Raw genomic sequence first — 24,484 nt, 5'->3', positions numbered from 1 at the left:
AATCGCAAAAAGTTACAGAGTTTGTAACTTTTTAAAAGGCAAAAAAATCGCATAGTAGAGCCGTTTTTCTCTTTTTTACCCCGGTGGAAGATCCTTGAAATTGAGAAAAAGGGGTTGAAATCTTACAGTACAGAGGTATAATAGTAACCAAGTTGTAACCTTTCTGTAAGATTTGCAACCAGTAAGTGAGTAAGGAGTGATTGGATGTCGCATCTGTCTGGCGGCCTGTTTGGCAAGAAGAGATCTCTTGACGAGCAGGGCCACAGCGGGGGCACCGGAAAAGAGAAGAGAGATTGGAAGCGCACCTGTCGATACATCCTCCAAAGAGTTGATCGCTACGGCTGCTATGTCGGCACTGTGGCCATACACCGGTGGGTTCGGTTTTCAAAGGTGATGAAGAAGTTCTTCACCTCCCTGGGGATCGCCCTCCGCCGTCTCCCCCACAACATCCGCAAGAGTTTCGCCCTCTTTTTGGTCTGGGCGAAAAAACACATCGCCTACCCCCTGGAGCGGGCCTTTCACCACGTGGTGCAGGGCGCCAAAGAGGTGCACCGGGCCCACAAGGACCCCAACCGCTCGGGCCGTGAACAGCTGGGCCACTGGTATGGGCGCACCAAACCCACCCTCTTTAAGGTGCTCAACTACCTGATGCCGGTGGCGGCCCTGGGGGCCAGCGCCGCGGTCATCGCCCTCATCCTCAACTTCAACTTTGTCCTCAAGGTCGAGTACAACGACCAGGTGGTGGGCTATGTGGACAGCGAGACCACCTTCAACGAGGCCAAAAAGGTGGTCAACGACCGCATCGCCATCAAGGACGAGGAGGGGAGCGAGTTCATCAAGAGCCCCACCTATTCCATCGCCGTGGTCCCCAAGGCCGAGGTGGTCACCACCGAGGCCCTGGCCGACACCCTGATCGCCTCCTCCGGCGAGGAGATCACCGAGGCCGCCGGCCTCTATGTGGACGGGGTGCTGCAGGGGGCCGTGGTGGACGACACCGCCCTGCAGTCGGAACTGGCGGCCATCAAGGCCCCCTATGTGGAGGAGTACCCCGAAGGCACCGTCGACTTCTCCAAATCGGTGGAGATCAAACCCGGCCTCTACCCCAACGAGACGGTGATGAGCGATGAGGAGATCATCGCCCTGCTCCACTCGGAGGAGCAGGCGGAAAAGACCTACACCGCCGAGTCGGGAGACACCCCCATCGGCATCGCCGCCAAGAACAACGTCACCCTCTCGGAGTTGGTGGCCCTCAACCCCACCATCGAAGAGAGCCTCTACGCCGGCACCCCGGTGCGGGTGCAGAAGTCGGTCCCCTACCTGCAGGTGAAGGTGGTGCGGGAGATCACCTATGAGGAGTCGATCCCCTACGAGACCGAGACCAGCGAGACCAACAGCTACAACAAGGGCTACGAGAAGGTCGTGGTCCAGGGCCGGGAAGGGGTCAAGGAGATCACCGCCAAACAGACCCTGATCGGCGGCGAGGAGACCGACAAGGAGATCCTCGCGGCCAAGGTCATCTCCGAGCCGGTGACCGAGAAAAAGGTGGTGGGCACCAACGTCCCCGCCCCCTCCTACTCGGGCAGCACCCAGACCTATAACGGCAGCGGCCCCACCGGCAGCGGGTCCCTGCGGTGGCCGGTGGCCGGCGGCTATGTCAGCTGCGGCTACTGGGGTTACTACGGCCACACCGGCATGGACATTGCCGCCCCCAGCGGCACCGCCATCTACGCCGCGGACGACGGGGTGGTCTCCAAGGTCAGCACCAGCGGGCCCTACGGCTACCACGTCATCATCAACCACGGCAACGGGATGCAGACCCTCTACGCCCACTGCAGCGCCCTCTACGTGTCGGCCGGCCAGTCGGTCTCCCGCGGGCAGAAGATTGCCGCCGTGGGCCGCACCGGCAACGCCACCGGCAACCACTGCCACTTTGAGGTGCGCGTCGGCGGCTCGGCCAGAAACCCGGCCAGCTACGTCTAAACGGCAAATGCCTTTTCCCCAGCGGGGCGGCTCTTTTGAGCCGCCCCGCTTTTTTTGCAGGGGCGCTTGTCCTTGTAAGGGGGCAGGGGGGATGGTATAGTGAAGGGCAGAAACGGCCGCCGGCTGGACCGGCGGGAAGAGGGGAGAGATGTCCGATGTACGAGCTGTCCGCGCGGGCTTTTTGCAGCGATATGATGGATGCCATGGTCGCCGACCGCGACTTTTTTCACGCCCACCCGGAGTTGGGCTTTGACCTAAAAGTGGGGTGTTCCCACATCCGCCGCCAGCTGGAGCAGGAGGGGTACGACCCGCAGGAGATCTGCCCCTGCGCCCTGGTGGCCACCGTGGGCAGCGGCCGGGGAAAGACCATCCTCCTGCGGGCGGACTACGACGCCCTGCCGGTGGACGAGCCCGCCGGGCACCCCGCCCGCTCCCAAAACCCGGGGGCGGCCCACCTCTGCGGGCACGACGCCCACGCCGCCATGCTGCTGGGGGCCGCCCGCCTCCTCAAGCGGGTGGAGGACCAGATCGAGGGAACGGTGAAGCTGGTCTTTCAGCCCAACGAGGAGGGGGTGGACAGGCGTTGCCCCGGCGCCAAGGCCATTGTGGAGGCCGGGGTGCTGGAGGACCCCCCGGTGGACGCGGTCCTGGCCCTGCACGCCTTGGCCCCCTATCCCCTGGGGGCGGTCTGCGCCCACCCGGGGCGGGTGCTCACCTCCACCGACAGCTTTCACATCACCGTCAACGGCCTGGGGGGTCACGGGGCCATGCCCCACAACTGCGCCGATCCCATCGCCGTGGCCGTCCGCCTCTACCAGGCCCTGGAGGAGCTGGTGGCGCGGGAAACACCTCCCTCCGCCACGGCGGTGCTCACCATCGGCGGCATCCGGGCCGGGGGCCCGGGGGGGATCATCCCCTCCAGCTGTGAGATGTGGGGCGCCCTGCGGGCCTACGACCCGGACCTGCGCATCCACCTGCTGCGGCGGATGGAGGAGCTCTGCTGGAAGCTGCCGCCCCTCTACCGGGCCACCGCCTCCATCGACCAGCAGCTGAAACTGGGCTCCATCCACACCGACAGCGCCCTCTTGAGCGAACTGGCCCCCTCTGTGCGGGAGATCGTCCGCCCCGAACGGGTGGACCTCTCCGCCGGCCCGGTGATGCCGTCGGAGGACTTCTCCTTCCTCTCCAACCGGGTGCCCACCGCCCACCTCTACCTGGGCTTTGGCGAGCCGGGGGACGGCGGGTCGGACGGGGCCGAGAGATCCGCCCTCTACCTGCGCGACCGGGCCCTGCCCACCGGGGCGGCGCTCTACGCCAACTGCGCCCTGGAGTGGCTGCGCAAAAACCGCCTGCCCGGCTGAATCATTTCTTCTCTCCCATCGCCCGCCCACCGGAATCTGGAAAATTTTTTGGGGCATTCTAGTAGAGAGCCCCTCCCGGCTCTGCCGGGAAGGAGCCGCCGAAAAATGCGCCGCACTCTCTTTTCAACAAACGGCAAAGATGATATACTATAATTTGATTTACCGAGAAGGGCTTTTCCGCCCTTTTTCGGGACGCACCGGCTTTTGCCGGCCCAACAGACGCAGCAGGCCGTTCGTCGGCCAGAGCAGAAACAACTGCAGAAGAGTATCAGAGGGGCTGTCCCGCCCGGGCGGGCAAAGGGCAGCCGCCTCTTTTCGGCCACCGCGCCAACCCCTGTGGGTGTATTGGCGCGGGTTTGGGGAGCGGGCCTTTGCCCGCCAATAAAGGGAGAGAGTTTGGATTTGGAAAAGATCGTTATTCGGGGCGGAAAGCCCCTCATGGGCGATGTGAACATCAGTGGCGCCAAGAACGCGGCGGTGGCCATCCTGCCCGGGGTGGTGCTGGCCGAGGGGCCCTGCATCATCGAAAACGTGCCCGCCATCAGCGACATCGCCACCACTGTGGCCATCTTGCAGTCCATGGGGGCCACCGTCACCCCCATCACCAAAAACACCCTGCAAATCGACCCCACCACCATCAACTGCACCGACGTGCCCCACGAGCTGACCAAGTACATGCGGGGCTCTTACTACTTCATCGGCTCGATTCTGGGCCGGTACGGCGAGGCGCGGGTCGCCCTGCCAGGGGGCTGCAACTTCGGGGTGCGCCCCATCGACCAGCACCTCAAGGGGCTGGAGGCGCTGGGCGCCCAGGCCACCATCAACGACGACGTGATCCACGTCAAGGCCGACCGGCTCACCGGCGCCCACGTCTACTTCGACATCGTCTCGGTGGGGGCCACCATCAACGTGATGCTGGCCGCCGTCAAGGCCCAAGGGGTCACCATCCTGGAGAACGTGGCCAAGGAGCCCCACATCGTGGACCTGGCCAACTTCCTCAACTCCATGGGGGCCGACATCCGCGGCGCCGGCACCGACGTCATCAAGATCCACGGGGTGGAGCACCTGGGCCAGACCGAGTACGGCATCATCCCCGACCAGATCGAGGCGGGCACCTACATGGTGGCCGCCGCCGCCACCGGCGGCGACGTGCTGGTGAGCGGGGTGATCCCCAAGCACCTGGAATCCATCACCGCCACCCTGCAAAAAGCCGGGGTGCAGGTGACCGAGTACGACGAGGCGGTGCGGGTCAAGCGGGAGGGCCCCGTCTGCAAGTGCAACGTCAAGACCCTGCCCCACCCGGGCTTCCCCACCGACATGCAGCCCCAGATCACCGCCCTGCTCTCGGTGGCCGACGGCACCAGCATCATCACCGAGGGGGTGTGGGACAACCGCTTTGCCTACACCGAGCAGCTGCGGAAGATGGGGGCCGACATCCAGGTGGACGGCCGGGTGGCGGTGGTCAGCGGGGTGCCCGCCCTGCACGCCGCCGACATCAAGGCGGTGGACCTGCGGGCCGGCGCGGCGGTGGTCATCGCCGCCCTCATGACCGAGGGCACCAGCGAGATCAGCGACATCCGCCACATCGAGCGCGGCTACGAGGAGATCATCTCCAAACTCCGCGACCTGGGGGCGGACATCAAAAAGGTGGAGGAGTAACCCCTCCGCCCCCTTCCCAAAAGGAGATTTTATGACTTCCATTTGTTCCCTTTACAGCGGCAGCAGCGGCAACAGCACCTACATCGGCGGCGAGGGCGGCGGCATCCTGGTGGACATGGGCAAGAGCTGCCGCCAAACCCTGCAGCAGATGGCCCGGCGGGAGATCGACCCCGCCGGGTTGCTGGGGGTATTTGTCACCCATGAGCACATCGACCACGTGCGGGGGCTCAAGGTGTTTTTGAAAAACCGGCCGGTCCCCCTCTACGCCTCGCCCGCCACCGCCGCCGCCCTGCGCCAGAAGGACGCCCTCCCCCCCGGGGTGGAGGTCCGCTACATAGACGAGAGCTGCCCGGCCCGGCTGCCCGGCTTCTCGGTGGAGGCCATGGCCACCAGCCACGACTGCGAGGGCAGCCAGGGCTACATCGTCACCACCGACGAGGGGCGCAAGATCACCGTGGCCACCGACATGGGGGTGCTGCCCGACCGGTTTTACGAGCGGGTGGAGGGCAGCGACGCGGTGCTCATCGAGTCCAACTACGACGAGGACATGTTGCGCGCCTGCGGCTACCCCTACTACCTGAAGCGGCGGATCATCTCCGAGAGCGGGCACCTCTCCAACGACTGCTGTGCCGACGCGGTGGAGGAGTTGACCCGCCGGGGGGTCAGCCGGTTTTTGTTGGCCCACCTGAGCATCAACTCCAACTTCCCTGGGCTGGCCTTCGAGACCAGCGCCGCCAAACTGCGGCAGATGGGGGCGGCAGTCGGCGCCGGGCAGGACGTGATGCTGGAGGTCATGCCCCGGGACGAGGCCTCCCTCCTCTGGGCGTTTTGAGATGATGCGGGTCAATCTGCTCTGCGTGGGCCGGTGCAAGGAGCGCTACCTGCAGCAGGGTTGCGAGGAGTACGCCAAGCGGCTGCAGGCCTTCTGCAAGCTGAACGTGATCGAGCTGCCGGAGGAGCGGCTGCGCGACAGCGTGGACGGGGTGATCCGCGGGGAGGGGGAGCGGCTGCTGGCCAAGATGAGCGGCAGCTACGCCATCGCCCTCTGCGTGGAGGGGCGGCAGATGTCCTCCCCCGCCTTTGCCGAGCTGCTGTCCGGCCTGCCCCTCTCGGGGCACAGTTCTCTGGACCTGATCATCGGCGGCAGCTACGGCCTGGACGAGCGGGTCAAGGCCGCCTGTCAGCTGCGGCTCTCGGTCTCGGAGATGACCTTTCCCCACCAGCTGTTTCGGGTGATGCTGCTGGAACAGCTCTACCGGGCCTTCTGCATCGGCGGCAACATCAAATACCACAAGTGAAGGGAGCGCCCGTCCGGCGAGGGAGCCGGGCGGGCGCTTTTTGGCGCGAAAAGCGCCCGGCAAATGGGAGCGGAGACCTCTCCCGGCGGCGGAAAACGCCCCCCATTTTTCCCCTCAGCGCTGGAGTGAAAAGCCAGCCGTCGCCGCGCGCAGCCTTCCGTCCCAGGACCGGGGGCGGCCCTCGCCAAGCCGCCCCTCCCGCCCCGTTTGACAGGGTGGCCGCCGCCGGGTATGATGGGGGCAGAGAGGGGGAGAGACCATGCCGGAGATGAAAATAGCGGTGGGCTACCGACAGGACGACGCCCTGCGCCAGAGCCTGAACACCCTCACCGAGGCGGTCTTTGGCCTCTCCTTTGAGGGGTGGTATCGGGCCGGCTACTGGGGGGACGGCTATATCCCCTACTCCTTCGTGGAGGGGGAGCGGGTGGTGGCCAACGTCTCGGTCAGCCCCATGGAGTTCCGGGTGCGGGGGCAGCGGCGGCGCTACCTGCAGCTGGGCACGGTGGAGACCTGCCCCGCCCGCCGGGGGCAGGGCCTTTCAGCCCGGCTGATCCGGCGGGTGCTCGCCGACTGGGAGGGGCGGTGCGACGGCCTCTTCCTCTTTGCAAACCCCAGTGTGTTGGAGTTCTACCCCAAATTCGGCTTTGTCCGGGCCGGGGAGAGGCTTCTCTTTCGCCCCCTGCCCGGGGCGGGGGAGGGGACGGCCCGCCCCCTGGACACCGGCGACCCGGCGGTGCGGCGGGAGCTCTTCTCCCTGGCCGAGGGCGCCCCGGCGGGGGCCGACATCTGGCAGACAGGCGGGGGCCCGCTCTGCCTCTTCTACGCCCTGGGCCCCCTGAAAAGCGGCTTTTACCGCCTGCCCCGGGGCGGGGTGGCCGCCGCCACAACAGAGGGGGAGACCCTCACCCTCTGGCAGCACTGGGGCCCCGACAGCCTGGACGAGGCGGTGGCCGCCCTGGCGGGGCCGGCGACCCGGCGGGTGGAGCTGGGCTTCTGGCAGGACCGGGCCCCCGGCTTTGCCCCCGCCCCCTGCCAGGGGGAGGACGTTCTCTTCGTGCAGGGGAATTTTGACTGGCTGCCCGGGGGGCGCATCCCCCTGTTAAGCCACACCTAGCCGCAGGCGCACTGCGCCAAAAGGAGGCGTTTGCAATGCTCTTTTGGATCGGCCGGCCAGAAATCTACATGGGCTTTTCCCTGGCGGAGAGCACGGCCATCACCCGGGCTCTGACCAAAGCCGGCATCCCCTACTGCTGGCGCACCCCGGGCAGCGACCGGATGGGCCGCTGGGACTGGGGCGGCGACGGCTGCGCCTCCCACTTTGAAAAGCCCTACTACATCTGCGTCAAAAAGCGGGACAAGGGGGCGGCAGAGCAGATCGTCGCCCAGGTGCGGCGGGAACAGCGGGGCCGCTGAGCCCGGTTTTGCGGCAAAAAAGGGCCCGGAGAGAGGCGGTTTTCCTCCCTCCGGGCCCTCTTTTTTTGTGCTCACCAGCCGCCCTGCCGGTCCAGCTGCCGGTACTGGATGACCTCGGCCATATGGGCCTCGGCAATTCGGTCGCAGCCGTCTAAGTCGGCCACGGTGCGGGCCAACTTGAGCAGCTTGTCCCGCGCCCGGGCCGACAGCCCCAGGGTGTCAAAGGCCCCTTTGAGCAGCCGTTCAGCCCCGGGGGTCAGGGTGCAAACTGCCTCCACCGCCGCCGGGGAGAGCCGGGCGTTGCAGAGGGCGCCGGTGCGCGCCGCCCGGTCCAGCTGCCGCTCCCGGCCCGCCGCCACCCGCGCCCGCACCGCGGCGGAGGACTCCCCCCGCTCCCGGGAGGAGAGGTCGCTGTACTCCACCGGCTCCACCGCCAGGTGCAGGTCGATGCGGTCGAGGATGGGGCCGCTGACCCGCCCGCGGTAGCGGGCGATCTGGCTGGCGGTGCAGGTGCAGGGCCGGGTGGGGTGGTGCAGGTAGCCGCAGGGGCAGGGGTTGAGGGCAGCGGCCAGCATGATCTCACAGGGGAAGGTCAGGGCGTGCTGGGCCCGGGTGATGGTGACCGTCCCGTTCTCCAGGGGCTGGCGCAGGGCGTCCAGCGCCGCGCGGGAAAACTCGGCCAGCTCGTCCAAAAACAGCACCCCGTTGTGGGCCAGGGAGATTTCCCCCGGCCGGGGGGTGGAGCCGCCCCCGGTGAGCCCCACCGGGCTAATGGTGTGGTGGGGGGCGCGAAAGGGCCGCCGGCGCACCAGGGCGGCGTCGGGCGGCAGCAGCCCGGCAATGGAGTGGACCATGGTGGTCTCCAGCTGTTCGGAAAAGGTCATGGGCGGGAGGATGGAGGGCAGCCGCTTGGCCAACATCGACTTGCCGGCCCCCGGCGGCCCCACCATCAGCAGGTTGTGGCCGCCGCAGGCCGCCACTTCCAGCGCCCGGCGGGCCAGGTACTGGCCCTTGACGTCGGCCAGGTCGGGGAGCGGCTCCTCCCTTTCCGGGCCCCCCTCCCGCCCGCCGGCAAAGGGGGGGATGGGGGCCGCCCCCGTCAGGTGGGCGACGACCTCTTCTGCGGTGGCCGCCGGCAGGATGTCGATCCCCTCCACCACCCCGGCCTCCCAGGCGTTCTCCCGGGGCAGAAAGAGGCGGGCAAATCCCTGCCGCTTGGCCTCAATGGCCATGGGCAGCACCCCGGCCACCCGCCGCAGATCGCCCTTGAGGGAGAGTTCTCCCAAAAAGGCCGCCCCGGACAGATCGGCTCTCAGCTGCTGCGAGGCGCAGAGCACCCCCAGGTAGATGGCCAGGTCGTAGACCGACCCGGCCTTTTTTACGTCCGCCGGGGCCAGGTTGACGGTGAGCCGGCTGACGGGGAAGGAAAAGCCGGTGTTTTTGACGGCGGCGCGCACCCGGTCCCGGGCCTCCTTGACCGCCACATCGGGCAGCCCCACAATGTCAAAGGTGGGCAGCCCCCGGGCGGCGTCCACCTCCACCGACACCGGGTAGGCGTGCATCCCATACACCCCAAAGCTGGAAAGTGCGCAGAACAACGGCCTCGCCTCCTCTTTTTGCGCTGCCGGGAAGTTGCCCGGCGGCGCTGTTGGATTCATTATAGCGCAGAATTTGTCGAAAGGAAAGGGAGGGGACGGCGAGGGCGGGAGGGGGGAGGGGAGATTTTGCAAATTGTAAGAAATTTGTGCGGCCCTCTGTCATCGTTTGGCGCTATCCTAAGGGGAAAAGAGAGGGGGAGTGCCCGGTGACAAAGGGCGGGAAGAGAGGATTTCGCCTTCGCTGGTGGATGGGGGCCCTGCTGGCCTTTTTGCTGCTGCTCGCCCTCTGGTGGCAGCAGACTTGCACCCTCGTCACCACCGAGGCGACGATCGAGAGCGGGAAGGTGAGCGCCCCGGTGACCCTGGTGCAGCTCAGCGACCTGCACGGGGCCTCCTTCGGCAGGGATAACCGCGCCCTGCTTGCGCGGGTGAAGCGGCAAGAACCCGACGCCGTCCTGGTCACCGGCGACATGTACACCCGAGGCGACGAAAAGGGGCGGGCCACCGCCCTCTCCCTGTTGGGGGAGCTGGCCGGGCAGTACCCGGTCTACTTTGCCCCCGGCGAGCACGACGGGGAGGAGGGGTTCCTCGCCGCCCTGCGCCAGCAGGGGGTCACGGTGCTCGATTACGAGACCGCCGAACTGACGGTGGGGGAGGAGACGATCCTGCTCTACGGCATCGACAACCAGTCCTACACCGGCACCTTTGACCTGCACAACGCCTTCCCCTCCCCGCCGGAAGACCGCTTCAGCATCCTGCTGGCCCACATCCCCAACCCCCGGGCCTTTTTCTCCTTTGGCGCCGACCTGACCCTCTGCGGCGACACCCACGGCGGCCAGGTGCGCCTGCCCCTGTTGGGCCCGGCCCAGGTCGACGGACAGTGGTTTCCCCGGCTCCAGGGCAGCCGGCCCATCTACGACAAGGGCCTCTACACCAAGGGGGAAACAAACCTCTTCATCTCCAGCGGGCTGGGCAACTATCCCCTGCCCCTGCGGCTGTTCAACCGCCCCGAGGTGGTGCGCATCACCATCCGCCCCGCGGCTTAGGGGCAGTGTGCGCCGAGCGGGCCGCCTCCTCCTGGGGAAAAGGCCCCGCAGGCGGAGAAGCGGCCCGCTCCCCGCCCGCAATTTCCCTCCTGTGCAGAAGAAAGCCCCCATCTCCCCACCCGGCAAAGGGAGAGCCGTGCGCCCAGACGGGCCCAGCGGCTCTCCCTTTTTTGCCCCGATCAGGGGGCGACTGTCACCTGACCTGCCGAGCGGTTGCCCAGGCCGTCGGCGACCTCGGCGCGGTAGTCGCCCTCGGGCAGGGCAAAGGAGAGGGTCTCCCCCTCGGCGCGCACCGGCGGGTAGACAGCGCCGTCCTCCCCGGTACAGCGGGCGTCGGCCAGCCCGTTTTCCTCGGCAAAGGTCAATGTTACCAGTCCCCCCTCCCGGTCGATGCCGGTCAGCCGGGGGCCCTCCCGGTCGATGCCCGCCACCTCCACCTCCCTGGCGGCGGTGGAGAGGGGGCCGGACACCTCGAGCCGGTAGCGGCCGTTCTCCCGCACCGCCGCCCGGTAGACGCCGTCCTCCCCCCGCGCAAGGGGGAGAACGGCGCCGCCGGGCGCGATGAGCTGGGCGCGGGCGAGGGCGGGTTTCCCCTCCACCGAGACGACCTTTTCCCGCGCCGCCCCCTCAGGGGAGAGGGCGGCGGAAAACCGCGGGGGAAGTGCCGCGCCTCCAGCCGCCACCAGCACCCCCGCCCCCATTGCCGCCGCGGGGAGGAGCCAGCGGCGGCCGTCCTGCCGTTTGGCGCGCTGTCCCCCCAGGGCCAGCGGCAGGGGGAGAAAGGCGGGGAGAACCCCCTTTTTCATCTTTTGCGCCGCCGATTTGAGCAGCCGCTGGACCGTCCGCTCCGACAGGTGCATGGCCGCCGCGGTCTGGCGCACTGTCTTCCCCTGAAAGTGGCGCAGGGAAACGGCCTCCAACTCCTCCTCCCCGAGCCAGCCCATGGCCTCCCGCAGCAGTTCCCGGGCCTCCCAGTCCTCCAGGGCGCTGACCGATTCCGCCGTCTCCTGATAGGGGGGCAGCTCCTCCAGCGAGCGCAGCCGCGCCCGCTCTTTGGAGTTGCTGCGCCGCCGGTTCATACAGAGGTTGTAGGTGACGCGGTTGAGATAGGCCACCAACCCCTCGGTCTGGCGCAGTTTGTGCAGGTTTTTCCACAGCACAAAATAGACCTCTTGCAACAGGTCCTCGGCCCCCTCCTCCTCTCCCAAATAGCGGCGAATTTGGCTGAGTTGAATGGGGGCGGTGGCCCGGTAGAGTTGGTCAAAGGCAGCCCCGTCCCCCTCTTTGGCCCGCTGCAGCAGCCCTCCCAATTCCCGGTGTGACAGCATCGCCCTCGCTCCCTTCCAATGGTGGTCAACACAGCTGTCATTATAACAGTTTTGGCGGGAAAAGAAGAGATTTTAAAATTTCTTTTTTTATTTGTCACTTTTTGTCGCTTTCAGACATTATAAATAAAGTGCATTGAAAGCTGAGGAGAAGGAGTGAACTTGTGGTGACACGGCAAAAGCGAACTAGGCGAACAGGGGGGAGGGCGCTGTCCGCCGGTCTGGCGGCGGCAGTTCTGCTGGGCGCCTTTTCCCTCGCCGGTGGGCAGGGGGCCGCCGGTGCGGCCAGGGAGACCACTGCAGACTTTATTGGCTCCAACAGTTTGGAGCAGGTGTTTTGGTGGGACAACATCAGCGGCTTTGTGGGCCCGCAATACGGCATACACGGAAACGATATGCTTTTCTCTGACGGCAGTGCGTGGGCGCCCTATGGGGACGGCAATACATGGGGCGCGTCAAAGAGTCATGCAGTCGGTAAAAACGAGCTGTCAATGGAGGCAGACTGGGCCTTCGAAGCTGATTTTTCGATGATAGTGTCCGACTACACTGGTACTACAGAGTACTTTGGTTGTGGGCTGGAAGCACCGACGGGGCAAATTTTTAGTGCTCAGCTTTTTCGGGACACAAGCGGCGTATATAAAATGGTGCTCAAGTACAGAGCCAACGCATCTGCCGGCGATACGATGATAAGGGTGGAAACCCTATCGGCAGATGATTTTGCTGGAAAAGGGACATTGAGGATAGAGTACAGCTGTGCGGCAAGGTTGATGACGGCCACCTATGAGAGCAGTGGGGGGAAGCGCGTGGTTCTGTCTTGCAGCCCATATATCATCTTTCCATCTGACACCAAAAAAGTAGAAATAAGGATGGGGGGAGGACAGGATAGAAGCAAGGACGTCGGCGCACCTGCCAGGTTTGAACTCTCGATGCACTTTACCACCGCCGCCTACACCCGCTATTACCCCGAGTTTGTGGAGACCAAGCTCCTCAAGGCGGACGGCAGCGCGTTCGGCGAGGGCGAGGTGCCCGTGGACGGCGACACCGTCATCGTGCAGGCCACGGTGAAAAACATCAACAAAAACGCCAAGGACCAGGTCATTCCCTGCACCCTCAAGCTGCTGCAGGGCAATGGGGACTACCCCACCGCCGGCATCGTCCCCCTCACCGCGTCGGACGGGCAGGAGATCAAGGCCAACGGCGCGCTGGTGGCCGCCGACACCGATATTGTCAACACCGGAATCCCCTTTAACATGACCGCAGCCGATGACAACATCATCACCTATAAGGCCAAAATCGATAACCCCAGCGGGGCGGCGGTCACCGTAGGGCAGGTGATGACAGACAACTTCTTTCGGTCCGCCCGCTATTCCAAGGCCGAATTGGTGCCGGCGGTGGAGTTGGTGCCCTTTGACCCGGACGCCGAGCCGGAGCCGGACAAGCCCGCCCCCGTCCCCGGCACCGACTACCACTACACCCGCACCCCGGTCAACGAAAACGGCTGGAACAGGGGGCCGGTGGAGGTGACCTTCTGCCCCGGTACCTTTGACCAGTTCCACATCAAAAAGGGGAGCGATGTGGAGGCCACCCTCGACGCCGTCACCCCCCAAAAGCAGTACACCGAGGAGACCGACGGCATCCCGCTGACCTATCAGGCGCGGGACAGCGATTCCGGGGCCGTCTCCACCACCGCCAGCGACACCATCCGGGTGGACGCCACCGCCCCCACCCTGGCTGCCGGCGGCGGGACCTTGACTTTGGCGGACAGCCGCTCCGGCGTCTGGAAACTGGAGCGGCAAAACCCTGCCACCAAAGCCTGGGAGACGGTGCAGGCCTTTGCCCTCACCGACGGCGGCGGGGCCGCCGCCCAGACCTTTTCCCCCACCCAAAATGGCCTCTATCGGGCGGTGGATGCGGCGGGCAACCTCTCCTCCTCCCTGGCGGTGACGGTGGGCGACCCGCCGGCGGTGGACCCCGCCGACCCGGACCGGCCGGGCCCCAGCGGCCCCGAGACCCAGACGGATGAAGAGGGGCTGGTGCACGCGGTCTACACCGACCAAATCACCCAGCTGGTGACCGATCCGCCGGCGTTTGGCGGGACCCTCACGGCGGACAAGCTGCGGGAGATCATCACGTCCCGCTACACCTTCGGCGCGGGGACGGCAGCCCTCGCCATGACCCAAGGCGGGAAGGACATCTCGGCGGCCGGTCTGCCCACCTCCGCCCCCGGCTCCTGCTTAGGCAGCTACACCGTGACCGACGCGGACGGCAACACCGCCACCCTCGAGTTGACCTACGCATTTGTGGAGAAACCCAAGCCGCCCGCTATCCTCCCCGCCGACCCGGAGGACCCGCCCCAGGGTCCCCAGGAGACGATCGACCCGGACAACACCGCCCACCACCGCTACACCGACCGGGTGAGCGAACCCATTGCCGACCCGCCGGCCTATGGCGGCGCCTTCTCCCACAGCGACGCCCTGCAGTACATCCGCCACCACTACGACTTCGCCGCCCAGGACAGCAGCCTGGTGGATCACACCCTGCGCATGGAGCGAGACGGCGCGCCGGTGGAGGGGATTTCCTCCGCCGTTCCCGGCTCCTGTCTCATCACCTACACGGTGAAGGACCGGGACGGCAACACCACCACCCTGGAACTGACCTATGGTTTCAAAGAGCGCACCGAACCCCCGGCCATTGACCCCGCCGATCCGAACGACCCACCCCAGGGCCCGGAAGAGACGGTGGATAAAGACGGCCGGGTGCACCACACCTATCGGGGCACCGTCACCGAGCTGGTGACCTATCCCCCCGCGTTTGAGGGGCGACTCACCGCCGAGCGGGCGCTGATGTGGCTGCGCCAGCAGTACCGCATTGTCCCTGGCGGCGGGGACCCGGTGGAGGGGGTTGTCGCCCTCTCGCAGAGCGGGGCCGACATCACCGGCGGGGGCTTTGCCACCGACTGCCCCGGCAGCTGTCTCATCACCTACCGGATCACCGACCGGGCGGGGAACACCGCCACCCTCTATTTGACCTACACCCTCACCGACGGCAGCGCCTCGGGAGAAGTGACCCCCTTGCCCGACGGCGGGGGCAATGGGGGAGGCGGAAGCCAAGGCGGCGGACAGGGGACGGGCCCCTACACCGGAGAGGGCAGGCCGATCTCTGGCTGCGGACTGCACTGGCTGGCCCTGCTGGCGGGTGTCGTCTCCCTGCTCTACGCCCTGCTGATGCGGCGGAACAGGGAGCGGCCGCGCTGGTGGGACAACCTGGCCTTTTTGGCCGCCGGCGGGTTTGAGGGGCTGGCACTCCTGCTGGCGCGCTGCCCCCTCGATCTCCCGGCGGTGGTGCTGGGGGCCTTCCTGGTGGCTCTTTCAGCCCTGTTGGCCGAATCTGCCGGCCGCCGGGCCAAAGACCCCTCTCCGCGCCACTAAAACCGCCAAAAAGAGAGGCCCCTCGGGGCCTCTCTTTTTGGCGCCAGTTGGATGGACAGGGGCGGGGGCGGTGCCTCTTTCCCGCCGCCGGGGGGAGATCGCGCGGCTTTTCACACACAGAAGGGAGGCCGGCCGGAAATTTTTCCGGCCGGCCTCCCTTTCAGCGCGGGGTGAAACCCGCCTTACTTTTTGGAAAACAGTTTGGAGATCAGCTTGGCGATTTCCACCAGGGGGATGGGCAGCAGGCTCAAACCTGCCACGGCCAGCCAGGCCTTGGCGGGCAGCAGGTACATCCCGAACACCCCCGCCACCGGCGGGATCAGGGAGACCAGCAGGATCAGCGCCAGGCTGCAGAGCACCGCGCCGTTGAGATACTTGTTGGCAAAGGGGTTCTGGGCGAAGAGGGAGCCCTTTGCGCGGATGTTGTAGACGTGCACCAGCTGGCTGCAGGCCAATACCAGGAAAGCCATGGTCCGCCCCTCTTCCACCAGGTCGCTGCCGAAGACGTAGCGGCCCAGGGCGTAGCCGGTGATGGTGAGCCCGGCGATCATCAGCCCCTGCAGCACAATGTGCACCCAGAGGGCGGGGTTGAAGATGCCCTGGCTCTTGGGCCGGGGCGGCTCGTCCATGACGTGTTTGTCCACCGGGTCCATCCCCAGGGCCAGGGCCGGCAGCCCGTCGGTCACCAGGTTGACCCAGAGCAGCTGGATGGCAGTGAGGGGGGAGCCGAAGGAGAGGAGCATCGAACCCAGCACCGTCAAAATCTCGCCGATGTTGCAGCTGAGCAGGAATTCGATGGACTTGACGATGTTTTGGAAGATGCCCCGCCCCTCTTTGACCGCCACCACGATGGTGGCGAAGTTGTCGTCGGTGAGGACCATGTCCGCCGCGCCCTTGGCCACGTCGGTGCCGGTGATCCCCATGGCACAGCCGATGTCCGCGGCCTTGAGGGCGGGGGCGTCGTTGACCCCGTCGCCGGTCATGGAGACGATCTGCCCGTTTTTCTGCCAGGCCTTGACGATGCGGATTTTGTCCTCAGGGGTGACCCGGGCGTAGACCGAGAACTCGGCGATGCGCCGGTCCAGTTCCTCGTCGCTCATGGCGGCCAGCTCCGCGCCGGTGATGGCCCGCTCCCCCTCCTTCAAAATGCCCATCTGCCGGGCGATGGCCGAGGCGGTGACCACGTGGTCGCCGGTGATCATCACCGGGCGGATGCCCGCCTTCAGGCAGGTGGCGATGGCGTCCTTGGCCTCCTCCCGGGGCGGGTCGATCATCCCGATGAGACCCATCAAAGTCAGGCCCTCTTCCAGCTCGGCCGCGTCCTCCGGCAGGGGGAGGAGGGGGATGACCTTGTGGGCCACGCAGATGACCCGCAGGGCCTCGCCCGCCATCTCCTCATTGATGCGGCGGGCGGTCTCCACATCGCCGGCCACGCAGCGCTCACTGAGAATGTCAAAGGCCCCCTTGACGATCACGTGCAGCTGGTCGTCGATCAAGTTGACGGTGGTCATCAGCTTGCGGTCCGAGTCAAAGGGCAGGTCGAACTGCCGGGGGTAGGCGGCGTTCAGGGCCTCCTGCTCCTCGCCGGCGCGCAGGGCGGCGGCGACAATGGCGGTCTCGGTGGGGTCGCCGATGTGTTTGAGGGTGCCGTCGGGCTGGGCGGAGACGGTGCCGTCACAGCAGAGGGTGCCCAGCTTGAGCAGGGCCACCGCCGGGTCGGAGGGCCGCTCCCCCCGGGAGATGTCCTCGGCCCGGCTCTCGCCGTCCACCCAGGTCTGCAGTACAGTCATCCGGTTTTGGGTCAGGGTGCCGGTCTTGTCCGAGCAGATGACCGAGGCGCTGCCCAGGGTCTCCACCGCGGGCAGCCGGCGGATGATGGCGTTTTTCTTCACCATCCGCGACACGCCCATGGCCAGCACGATGGTGACGATGGCGGGCAGCCCCTCGGGGATGGCGGCCACCGCCAGGGAGATGGCTGTCAGCAAAATTTCGCCGATGGGGGTGCCCCCCAGCAGTCCGATGACGAAGATCACCGCGCAGACGGCCAGGGCCACCAGCCCCAAAATCTTGCCCATCTGCTCCAGCTTGTGCTGCAGGGGGGTCTGGCCGTCCTCCTCCCCCGAGAGGAGGGCGGCGATGCTGCCCATCTGGGTGGACATGCCGGTGGAGGTGACGATGGCGGTGCCCCGGCCGTAGCTGACGCTGCAGCCGCTGTACACCATGTTGTGCCGGTCACCCAGGGGGGCGTCCTCCGGCACGGTGCCAGCCGCCTCCTTCTGCACCGGCACCGACTCGCCGGTGAGGGCCGACTCCTCACACTGCAAGCTGGAGGCGGAGATCAGCCGGGCGTCGGCGGGGACAAAGTCCCCTGCCTCCAACACGATGACGTCGCCGGGCACCAGCTCGGTGGAGGGGATGACCTCCGCCTGCCCGCCGCGGATGACCCGGGCGTGGGGGGTGCTCATGTCCTTGAGGGCCTCCAGCGCCTTCTCGGCCTTGCTCTCCTGGGCGACCCCCAGACAGGCGTTGAGGAGGACGATCCCCACGATCACCACCGGCTCCAAGAAGTCGCCGTGTTCATCTACAAAGGCCATGATGGTGGAGACCACCGCCGCCAGCATCAGGATGATGACCATGGTGTCTTTGAGCTGAGCCAAAAAGCGCTGCAGCAGGGTCTTGGGCTTTTTGCCCTGCAGCTTGTTCTCTCCCACCCGGCCCAGCAGGTCGGCCGCCTGGCTGGGGGAGAGGCCCTTTTCCAGGTCGGAGCCGAGCTGTCCGGCGATCTGCTCTGGGGTCTGGCTGTGCCATGTCACGTTTACAACACTCCTTTTTTGCTGTCCGCCTTCCTGCCGCTCCCTGGGGCGCGGGGAGAAAACCGGCTGTTATCAGTATGCAAAGGTTGGACAGGGGGAATACTACTATCATAGCTTTCTTTTTTCCTTTTGGCAACCGTTGGGGGGCTTGGGCGGCCGTTTTTTTGCCTTTTGCCCGCGCCCTTGTTGACAAGCCCCGGCCGGTGCGGGTATCCTCTCTATATATCGGGAAAAATGGGGAAAGGGGTCCCGCCCCGCCCCGCCGGAGAGGGAGAGAAATGATGATCTACTTTCAGTGCGACTACGTGGAGGGCTGCCACCCGGCCATCCTCCAAAAACTGTGCGAGAGCAACCTGGAACAGACCCCCGGCTACGGCGCCGACCACTACTGCGAGAGCGCCCGCCGAAAAATTCGCGCCGCCTGCGGGCGGGAGGACCTGGACGTCCACTTCCTGGTGGGGGGGACCCAGGCCAACACCACCGTCCTCGCCTCCCTGCTGCGGCCCCACCAGGGGGCCCTCTGCGCCGAGAGCGGGCACATCGCCTGCCACGAGACCGGCGCCATCGAGGCCACCGGCCACAAGGTGCTGCCCCTGCCCTCGCGCGACGGCACCATCACCGCCGCCCAGGTGGACGACTACTGCCGCGCCCACTTTGCAAGCGACGTCAGCGAGCACATGGTGCAGCCGGGGGTCTGCTATATCTCCCACCCCACCGAAAACGGCACCCTCTACACCAAGGCCCAGCTGGAGGAGCTGGCGGCCGTCTGCCGCCGCTGGGGGCTGCCCCTCTACCTGGACGGGGCGCGGCTGGGCTACGGCCTCGCCAGCCCGGAGAGCGAGCTGGACCTGCCCGACCTGGCCCGGCTCTGCGACGTCTTTTACATCGGCGGCACCAAGTGCGGCGCCCTCTTCGGCGAGGCGGTGGTGATCGCCGGCCCGTCCCTCAAAAAGGACTTTCGCTACTTCATCAAACAGCGGGGCGGCCTGCTGGCCAAGGGGCGGCTGCTGGGCATCCAGTTCGACGTCCTCTTTGAGGGCGGGCTCTACCGCTCCATCTGTGAAAAGGCGGTGGAGCAGGCCATGGCCATCCGCAAGGCCTTCCTCGCGGCGGGGGCGCCCCTCTACTTTGACTCCCCCACCAACCAGCAGTTTTTCGTCCTCACCCCCGGGCAGATGGAGGCGTTGGGGGAGAAGTTCGCCTTTGAGAGCTGGGGGGAGCTGCCCGACGGCCGGACGGCGGTCCGCTTTTGCACCAGCTGGGCCACCCGGGACGAGGACGTGCAGGCCCTGGTGGACGCCGTCGCCGCCCTCTCGTAAAAAAAGTCCCTGGGCGGGCGTTTTTTTCAAAAAAGTGGGACAAACCATCTTGCATTTTAAAAACGCTTGTGCTATTATCTTTGGAGTAACGTTTCTTTGGTGAAAGAGGTGACTGCGTTGAAACAGGGGATTCATCCGAACTACGACAAAGCGACCATCCGTTGCGCTTGCGGCGAAGTGATCGAGACCAGATCCACGAAGGGCGACATCCGCGTCGAGGTCTGCTCCAAATGCCACCCGTTCTATACCGGCAAACAGAAACTGGTTGATACCGGCGGACGTGTTGACCGCTTCAAACGGCGCTTTAATCTGGATAAATAGCTTTTGGCGTGTCCAAAAAATGAGGGTGGTGTGGTTCACACCGCCTTTCTTTTTGTCCCGCCAAGGAGGGAGGAGGGCCCAGATTGGACCAACAGGATTACCGCACCCCGGCGGGGGAGGCAAGCGACAGCGTCACCATTAAAAAGTCCCAGTTCATCGGGCGAATCGCCCCGGCCTCCTCGCCGGAGGAGGCCATGGCCTTTGTCGAGCGGGTGCGGGGAGAGCTCCGGGACGCCCGCCACCACGTCTTTGCCTACAACCTGCGCTGCCAAAACGGCCAGCGCTGCAGCGACGACGGCGAGCCCCAGGGCACCGGTGGCAAGCCCACCCTGGAAGTGCTGCAAAAGGGGGAGATCACCGACGCGGTGATCGTGGTCTCCCGCATCTTCGGGGGGGTCCTCCTGGGGGCCGGGGGGCTGCTGCGGGCCTACTCCAAAGCCGCCTCCCTGGCGGCGGCGGCAGCCGAGATCGTCACCGTCTGCGCCTGCAGGCAGGTGGTGGTCAGGCTGCCCTATGACTTCTACCCGATCCTGGAGAACCTGCTGCCAAACTACCCCCTGCGCCAGGAGGGGTGCGACTTTTTGGAGCAGGTGACCCTGCGCCTCACCGTCCGCGCCGACGCGGCCGAGGGCTTTTGCGCCGACTTGGTGGAGCGCAGCGGCGGCCGGGTGACGCCCCAGCTGGGGGAGACCGTCTTCTCCCATCTGTAAAATTTTGTGCGGGATGGCAGAAATCGACCCTTTTCACCCTCTTAAATAGGGAAGGGGCGCCGCGGGTGAGAAAAAATTGCAAAAAAGTGTCCCGGGGAGAAGGAAACCGCCCGGCAGTTGGCGTATATAGGGGTAAAGGGGTGAATCGAAGATGACCGTTTGCGAGACGACACAGAAAATCGAGCGGGAGACCCTGTCCCCCTATGCCTCCCTGTCGGAGAGGAGCCGGGGCCGGCGCGTCCCCGCCCCGGAGGATGGGATCCGCACCCCCTACGCCAGGGATCGGGACCGAATATTGCACTGCAAGTCCTTTCGGCGGCTCAAACACAAGACCCAGGTCTTTCTCTCCCCCCAGGGGGACCACTACCGCACCCGGCTCACCCACACCCTGGAGGTCTCGCAGATCGCCCGCACCGTTGCCCGGGGCCTGCGCCTCAACGAGGATTTGACCGAGGCCATCGCCCTGGGGCACGACCTGGGCCACACCCCCTTCGGCCACGCCGGGGAGCGCACCTTAAACGAGCTGGCCCCCTTTGGCTACAAGCACTACCTGCAGTCGGTGCGGGTGGTGGAGCGTCTGGAGAAGGGGGGGCGGGGGCTCAACTTGACCTTTGAGACCAAAAACGGCATTGCCTGCCACACCCGCGGCAAGGAGGCCCTCACCCTGGAGGGGCGGGTGGTCCGCTTTGCCGACAAGATCGCCTACATCAACCACGACATCGAGGACGCCATCACCGCCGGCATCCTGGAGGAAAACGAGCTCCCCTACGACTGCGTGGCGGTGCTGGGCCGGGGGAAGAACCCCCGCATCACCACCATGGTCCGCTCCCTGCTGGAAAACAGCGGCGAGGACATCCGCATGGGGCCCGAGGTCTACCGCGCCTTTGACGCCCTGCACCGGTTCATGTACCAGGTGGTCTACACCAACTCCGCCGCCAAGAAGGAGGAGGGGAAGGCCTGTGAGCTGGTGGCCCTCCTTTACAGCCACCTGGTCAAACACCCCGAGAAGATGCCGGAGTTCTACCGGCAGATCGCCCGGGACGAGGGGGCCGAGCGGGCGGCGGTGGACTACATCTCCGGCATGACCGACGGCTTTGCCGTCACCGCCTTTGAGCGCATCTTCGTCCCCCGCTCTTGGCGGCTGGAGGACAGCTTGTAGGGCTTGTCCCTGCCCCCCTCCGCAAAAGGGGCCCGCCTTCGGACGCCCCTTTTTGACCGGCGGGGGAGCGCGGTACCATCATAGCGCCAAAACGGTTCAAAATATGGCAAAAAAGGAGGGGAGAGACCCTTGATTCCCGACAGCTTTATCACCGAACTGAAATTCCGAAACGACATTGAGGACGTCATCTCCCCCTACGTCCCCCTCAAGCGGGCGGGGAGCAACACCGTCAAGGGCCTCTGCCCCTTCCACTCCGAAAAGACCCCCTCCTTCGTGGTCTACAAGGACACCCAGTCCTACTACTGCTTTGGCTGCGGGGCGGGGGGCGACGTCATCACCTTCATCCGCAACATCGAAAATCTCGACTACGTGGAGGCGGTCAAGTGGCTGGCCCAGCGCTGTGGGATGCAGGTGCCCGAGCAAGGGGTCGACGACTCCATGGGCAAGCTCAAGCTGCGCATCCTCGAGGCAAACCGCGCCGCCGCCCGCTTTTTCTACGCCGTCCTCAAGACCCCGGCCGGGCGTCCGGGCCTGGACTACCTGCGGGGCCGGGGCCTCACCGACGAGACCATCAAGCACTTCGGCCTGGGCTACGCCCCCGACAGCTGGTCGTCCCTGCGGGACGCCCTGCGCCAAAAGGGCTTTTCCGACAGCGAGCTGCTGGCGGCCGACTTGGTGGCCCGCTCCAAAAAGGGCGGGGCCTACGACAAGTTCCGCAATCGGGTCATCTTCCCCATCATCGATGTGCGGGGCAACGTCATCGCCTTTGGCGGGCGCAACCTGGGGGACGAAAAGCCCAAATACCTCAACACCGCCGAGACCCCGGTCTTTCACAAAAACCGCAACCTCTTCGCCCTGGGCTTTGCCAAAAACCACAAGGGCGAGCCCTTCATCCTCGCCGAGGGGTATATGGACGTCATCGCCATGCACCAGGCCGGCTTCCCCACGGCGGTGGCCACCCTGGGCACCGCCATCGGCGAGAGCCAGGCCCGGCTGATCGCCCAGTACACCGGCGAGGTGATCGTCTCCTACGACGCCGACGAGGCGGGGCAGGTGGCCACCAAGCGGGCGGTGGGCTTTTTGGCCCAGACCGGGCTGAAAATCCGCATCCTCACCATCCCCGGGGCCAAGGACCCGGACGAGTTCATCAAGAAAAACGGCGCCCACCGCTTCCAGCGGCTGCTGGAGGAGGCCAAGGGCTCCACCGAGCACGAGCTCTCCCGCATCGAGGGCCGCTACAATCTGGAGGACCCCGAGGGGCGCATCGCCTACCTGCGGGAGGCCGCCCAGGCCATCGCCGCCCTCCCCACCCCGGGGGAGCGGGACGTCTACGCCGGGGTGGCCGCCGAGAAGAGCGGGGTCAAAAAGGACAACGTCCTCCTGCAAGTCGAGGACATCCGCCAATCCCGCCGCCGCAAGGAGCGAAAGAGGGAGCGGCAGGAACTGGTGAACACCGTCCTCGACCGGCGGGACACCGTCAACCCCCAGGCCGCCGCCAACCCCCGGGCCGCCACCGCCGAGGAGATGCTCATCGCCACCGCCGTGCGGGACGGCCAGTGGGCCAAATACATCTTTGCCGCGGTGGAGGAGGGGGACTTTGTCACCGACTTTGACCGCCGGCTCTACGGCCTGCTCAAAAACTGCCCCCTGCCTGAAGGGCCGGATTTGACCTATCTGACCAAGTTTCTCACCCCCGAAGAGCTGGCCCGGGTCTCCCGCATGCTGGCCAAGAGCGCCGGGCTCAAGGTGGGAAAAGAGGATGTGGACTTCAATATCCGCAACCTGAAAGAGGAGAGCCGCAAGCTCACGGCAGAGCGCATCGCGCAGACACCGGAAACCCAACTGGGCGATCTCATCGCCGGTTTGAAGGACAAAAAGAAATAGGAGAAGCGAATATGTCGAAAACCGAAAACGCCGCAGCCATGCTCACCATCGCCGAAATGGCGGTCAAAAAGGGAAAGCTGACCACCCAGGAGCTGACCGACCTCATCGAGAAGTACGACTTCGATGTGGAGGAGGTGGACAAGCTCTACGAGTTGCTGGAATCCAAAAAGGTCGAGATCATGGACGACCTGGTCCCCGACCAGGACATCGACCCGGAGGAGGACTTCAAGCTGGTGGCCGCCGCCGAGACCGCCGTCCCCGAGGAGAAGGTCTCCTCCAAGGAGATCGAGGAGGGCAAGCGCTACGCCACCGCCGCCGACGGGGCCAACATCGACGACCCGGTCAAGGTCTACCTCAAGGAGATCGGCCGGGTGCAGCTGCTCACCTCCGCCGAGGAGGTGGAGCTGGCCAAGCGGATGGCCGAGGGCGACCCCTATGCCCGCAAGCGCCTCTCCGAGGCCAACTTGCGGCTGGTGGTCTCCATCGCCAAGCGGTACGTGGGCCGGGGGATGCAGTTTCTCGACTTGATCCAGGAGGGGAACCTGGGCCTCATCAAGGCGGTGGAGAAGTTTGACTACACCAAGGGGTACAAGTTCTCCACCTATGCCACCTGGTGGATCCGCCAGGCCATCACCCGGGCCATCGCCGACCAGGCCCGCACCATCCGCATCCCGGTGCACATGGTGGAGACCATCAACAAGGTGAAGAAGGTCTCCAGCCAGCTGCTCCACCAAAACGGGCACGAGCCCTCCGCCGAGGAGATCTCCAAGGTGCTGGACATGCCCGCCGACAAGGTGCGGGAGATCATGCGGGTCGCCCAGGAGCCGGTCAGCCTGGAGACCCCCATCGGCGAGGAGGAGGACAGCCACCTGGGCGACTTCATCCCCGACGACGACGCCCCCGCCCCGGCCGAGGCCGCCTCCCACACCCTGCTGCGCGAACAGCTGGGGGAGGTGCTGCAGACCCTCACCCCCCGGGAGGAGAAGGTGCTGCGTCTGCGCTTTGGCCTGGAGGACGGCCGCTCCCGCACCCTGGAAGAGGTGGGCAAGGAGTTCAACGTCACCCGCGAGCGCATCCGCCAGATCGAGGCCAAGGCCCTGCGCAAGCTCCGCCACCCCAGCCGCAGCAAAAAACTCAAGGACTTTTTGGACTAGGGGAGCCCCTCTCCCC

18 protein-coding genes are annotated in these 24,484 nt (G+C 65.9%); 15 read left to right on the top strand and 3 right to left on the bottom strand.

The annotated features are described in order from the left end of the window. The first annotated feature begins 204 nt into the window (after positions 1-204). The 7 genes from HJY11_RS06745 to HJY11_RS06715 all read left to right on the top strand — a co-directional run bounded on the left by HJY11_RS06745 (position 205) and on the right by HJY11_RS06715 (position 7,711). A complete protein-coding gene (locus HJY11_RS06745) occupies positions 205-1,980 on the top strand; it encodes a M23 family metallopeptidase (RefSeq protein WP_208075225.1) in 1,776 nt (591 codons plus the stop codon). A gap of 155 nt (positions 1,981-2,135) precedes the next feature. Then, positions 2,136-3,341 (top strand): M20 metallopeptidase family protein, encoded by a 1,206-nt coding sequence (locus HJY11_RS06740; protein ID WP_208075224.1) that lies wholly within the window; start codon positions 2,136-2,138, stop codon positions 3,339-3,341. 402 nt (positions 3,342-3,743) lie between these two features. Next, the gene (locus tag HJY11_RS06735; protein ID WP_208075223.1) at positions 3,744-5,000 is read left to right on the top strand and encodes a UDP-N-acetylglucosamine 1-carboxyvinyltransferase; all 1,257 of its coding nucleotides are present in this window, start codon (positions 3,744-3,746) and stop codon (positions 4,998-5,000) included. 31 nt (positions 5,001-5,031) lie between these two features. Further along, complete coding sequence (locus tag HJY11_RS06730) at positions 5,032-5,832, top strand: MBL fold metallo-hydrolase (RefSeq protein WP_208075222.1); 801 nt, start codon at positions 5,032-5,034, stop codon at positions 5,830-5,832. A gap of 1 nt (position 5,833) precedes the next feature. Beyond that, entirely contained in the window at positions 5,834-6,298 is a 465-nt protein-coding gene (locus HJY11_RS06725) for a 23S rRNA (pseudouridine(1915)-N(3))-methyltransferase RlmH (RefSeq protein WP_208075221.1), read from the top strand. Between the two features lie 259 nt (positions 6,299-6,557). Further along, complete coding sequence (locus tag HJY11_RS15470) at positions 6,558-7,412, top strand: GNAT family N-acetyltransferase (RefSeq protein WP_208075220.1); 855 nt, start codon at positions 6,558-6,560, stop codon at positions 7,410-7,412. A 35-nt stretch (positions 7,413-7,447) separates the two neighbouring features. Next, positions 7,448-7,711, top strand: coding sequence for a hypothetical protein (locus HJY11_RS06715; protein ID WP_208075219.1), 264 nt, complete (start codon positions 7,448-7,450; stop codon positions 7,709-7,711). 71 nt (positions 7,712-7,782) lie between these two features. Here HJY11_RS06715 and HJY11_RS06710 read toward each other — a convergent pair whose 3' ends face one another. After that, positions 7,783-9,309 (bottom strand): YifB family Mg chelatase-like AAA ATPase, encoded by a 1,527-nt coding sequence (locus HJY11_RS06710; RefSeq protein WP_208075218.1) that lies wholly within the window; start codon positions 9,307-9,309, stop codon positions 7,783-7,785. A gap of 206 nt (positions 9,310-9,515) precedes the next feature. Between HJY11_RS06710 and HJY11_RS06705 the strand changes: the two genes are divergently transcribed. Continuing rightward, on the top strand, positions 9,516-10,355 hold the full coding sequence (locus HJY11_RS06705; RefSeq protein WP_208075217.1) for a metallophosphoesterase: 840 nt from the start codon (positions 9,516-9,518) through the stop codon (positions 10,353-10,355). 179 nt (positions 10,356-10,534) lie between these two features. On the opposite strand, the gene HJY11_RS06700 is transcribed toward HJY11_RS06705, so the two are convergent. Then, on the bottom strand, positions 10,535-11,683 hold the full coding sequence (locus tag HJY11_RS06700) for an RNA polymerase sigma factor (protein ID WP_208075216.1): 1,149 nt from the start codon (positions 11,681-11,683) through the stop codon (positions 10,535-10,537). Positions 11,684-12,546: 863 nt separating this feature from the next. Here HJY11_RS06700 and HJY11_RS06695 point away from each other — a divergent pair. Then, positions 12,547-15,108, top strand: coding sequence for a hypothetical protein (locus tag HJY11_RS06695; RefSeq protein ID WP_208075215.1), 2,562 nt, complete (start codon positions 12,547-12,549; stop codon positions 15,106-15,108). Between the two features lie 182 nt (positions 15,109-15,290). Here HJY11_RS06695 and HJY11_RS06690 read toward each other — a convergent pair whose 3' ends face one another. Then, complete coding sequence (locus HJY11_RS06690) at positions 15,291-17,921, bottom strand: cation-translocating P-type ATPase (RefSeq protein ID WP_208075214.1); 2,631 nt, start codon at positions 17,919-17,921, stop codon at positions 15,291-15,293. A gap of 281 nt (positions 17,922-18,202) precedes the next feature. Between HJY11_RS06690 and HJY11_RS06685 the strand changes: the two genes are divergently transcribed. The 6 genes from HJY11_RS06685 to rpoD all read left to right on the top strand — a co-directional run bounded on the left by HJY11_RS06685 (position 18,203) and on the right by rpoD (position 24,468). Next, a complete protein-coding gene (locus HJY11_RS06685; RefSeq protein WP_208075256.1) occupies positions 18,203-19,240 on the top strand; it encodes a threonine aldolase family protein in 1,038 nt (345 codons plus the stop codon). Positions 19,241-19,357: 117 nt separating this feature from the next. Beyond that, positions 19,358-19,561 carry a 50S ribosomal protein L31 gene (rpmE, locus tag HJY11_RS06680; RefSeq protein WP_044992125.1) on the top strand — a complete coding sequence of 68 codons (204 nt, stop codon included), beginning with the start codon at positions 19,358-19,360 and terminating at the stop codon, positions 19,559-19,561. Positions 19,562-19,644: 83 nt separating this feature from the next. Beyond that, positions 19,645-20,271, top strand: coding sequence for an IMPACT family protein (locus tag HJY11_RS06675; protein ID WP_208075213.1), 627 nt, complete (start codon positions 19,645-19,647; stop codon positions 20,269-20,271). A gap of 151 nt (positions 20,272-20,422) precedes the next feature. After that, positions 20,423-21,430: a deoxyguanosinetriphosphate triphosphohydrolase gene (locus HJY11_RS06670; RefSeq protein WP_208075212.1), complete on the top strand. Its 1,008-nt coding sequence runs from the start codon at positions 20,423-20,425 to the stop codon at positions 21,428-21,430. A 129-nt stretch (positions 21,431-21,559) separates the two neighbouring features. Continuing rightward, on the top strand, positions 21,560-23,314 hold the full coding sequence (gene dnaG / locus HJY11_RS06665) for a DNA primase (protein WP_208075211.1): 1,755 nt from the start codon (positions 21,560-21,562) through the stop codon (positions 23,312-23,314). A gap of 11 nt (positions 23,315-23,325) precedes the next feature. Continuing rightward, positions 23,326-24,468, top strand: a complete 1,143-nt coding sequence (gene rpoD / locus HJY11_RS06660; RefSeq protein WP_208075210.1) for an RNA polymerase sigma factor RpoD — start codon at positions 23,326-23,328, stop codon at positions 24,466-24,468. The last annotated feature ends 16 nt before the right edge of the window (positions 24,469-24,484 follow it).

It is taken from the genome of Bittarella massiliensis (ex Durand et al. 2017), from assembly GCF_017566145.1.
GTDB classification, from domain to species: Bacteria; Bacillota; Clostridia; order Oscillospirales; family Ruminococcaceae; genus Bittarella; species Bittarella massiliensis_A.
The sequence above is the reverse complement of the archived record's forward strand: the minus strand, read 5'-3'. Positions and strand labels throughout refer to the sequence as shown.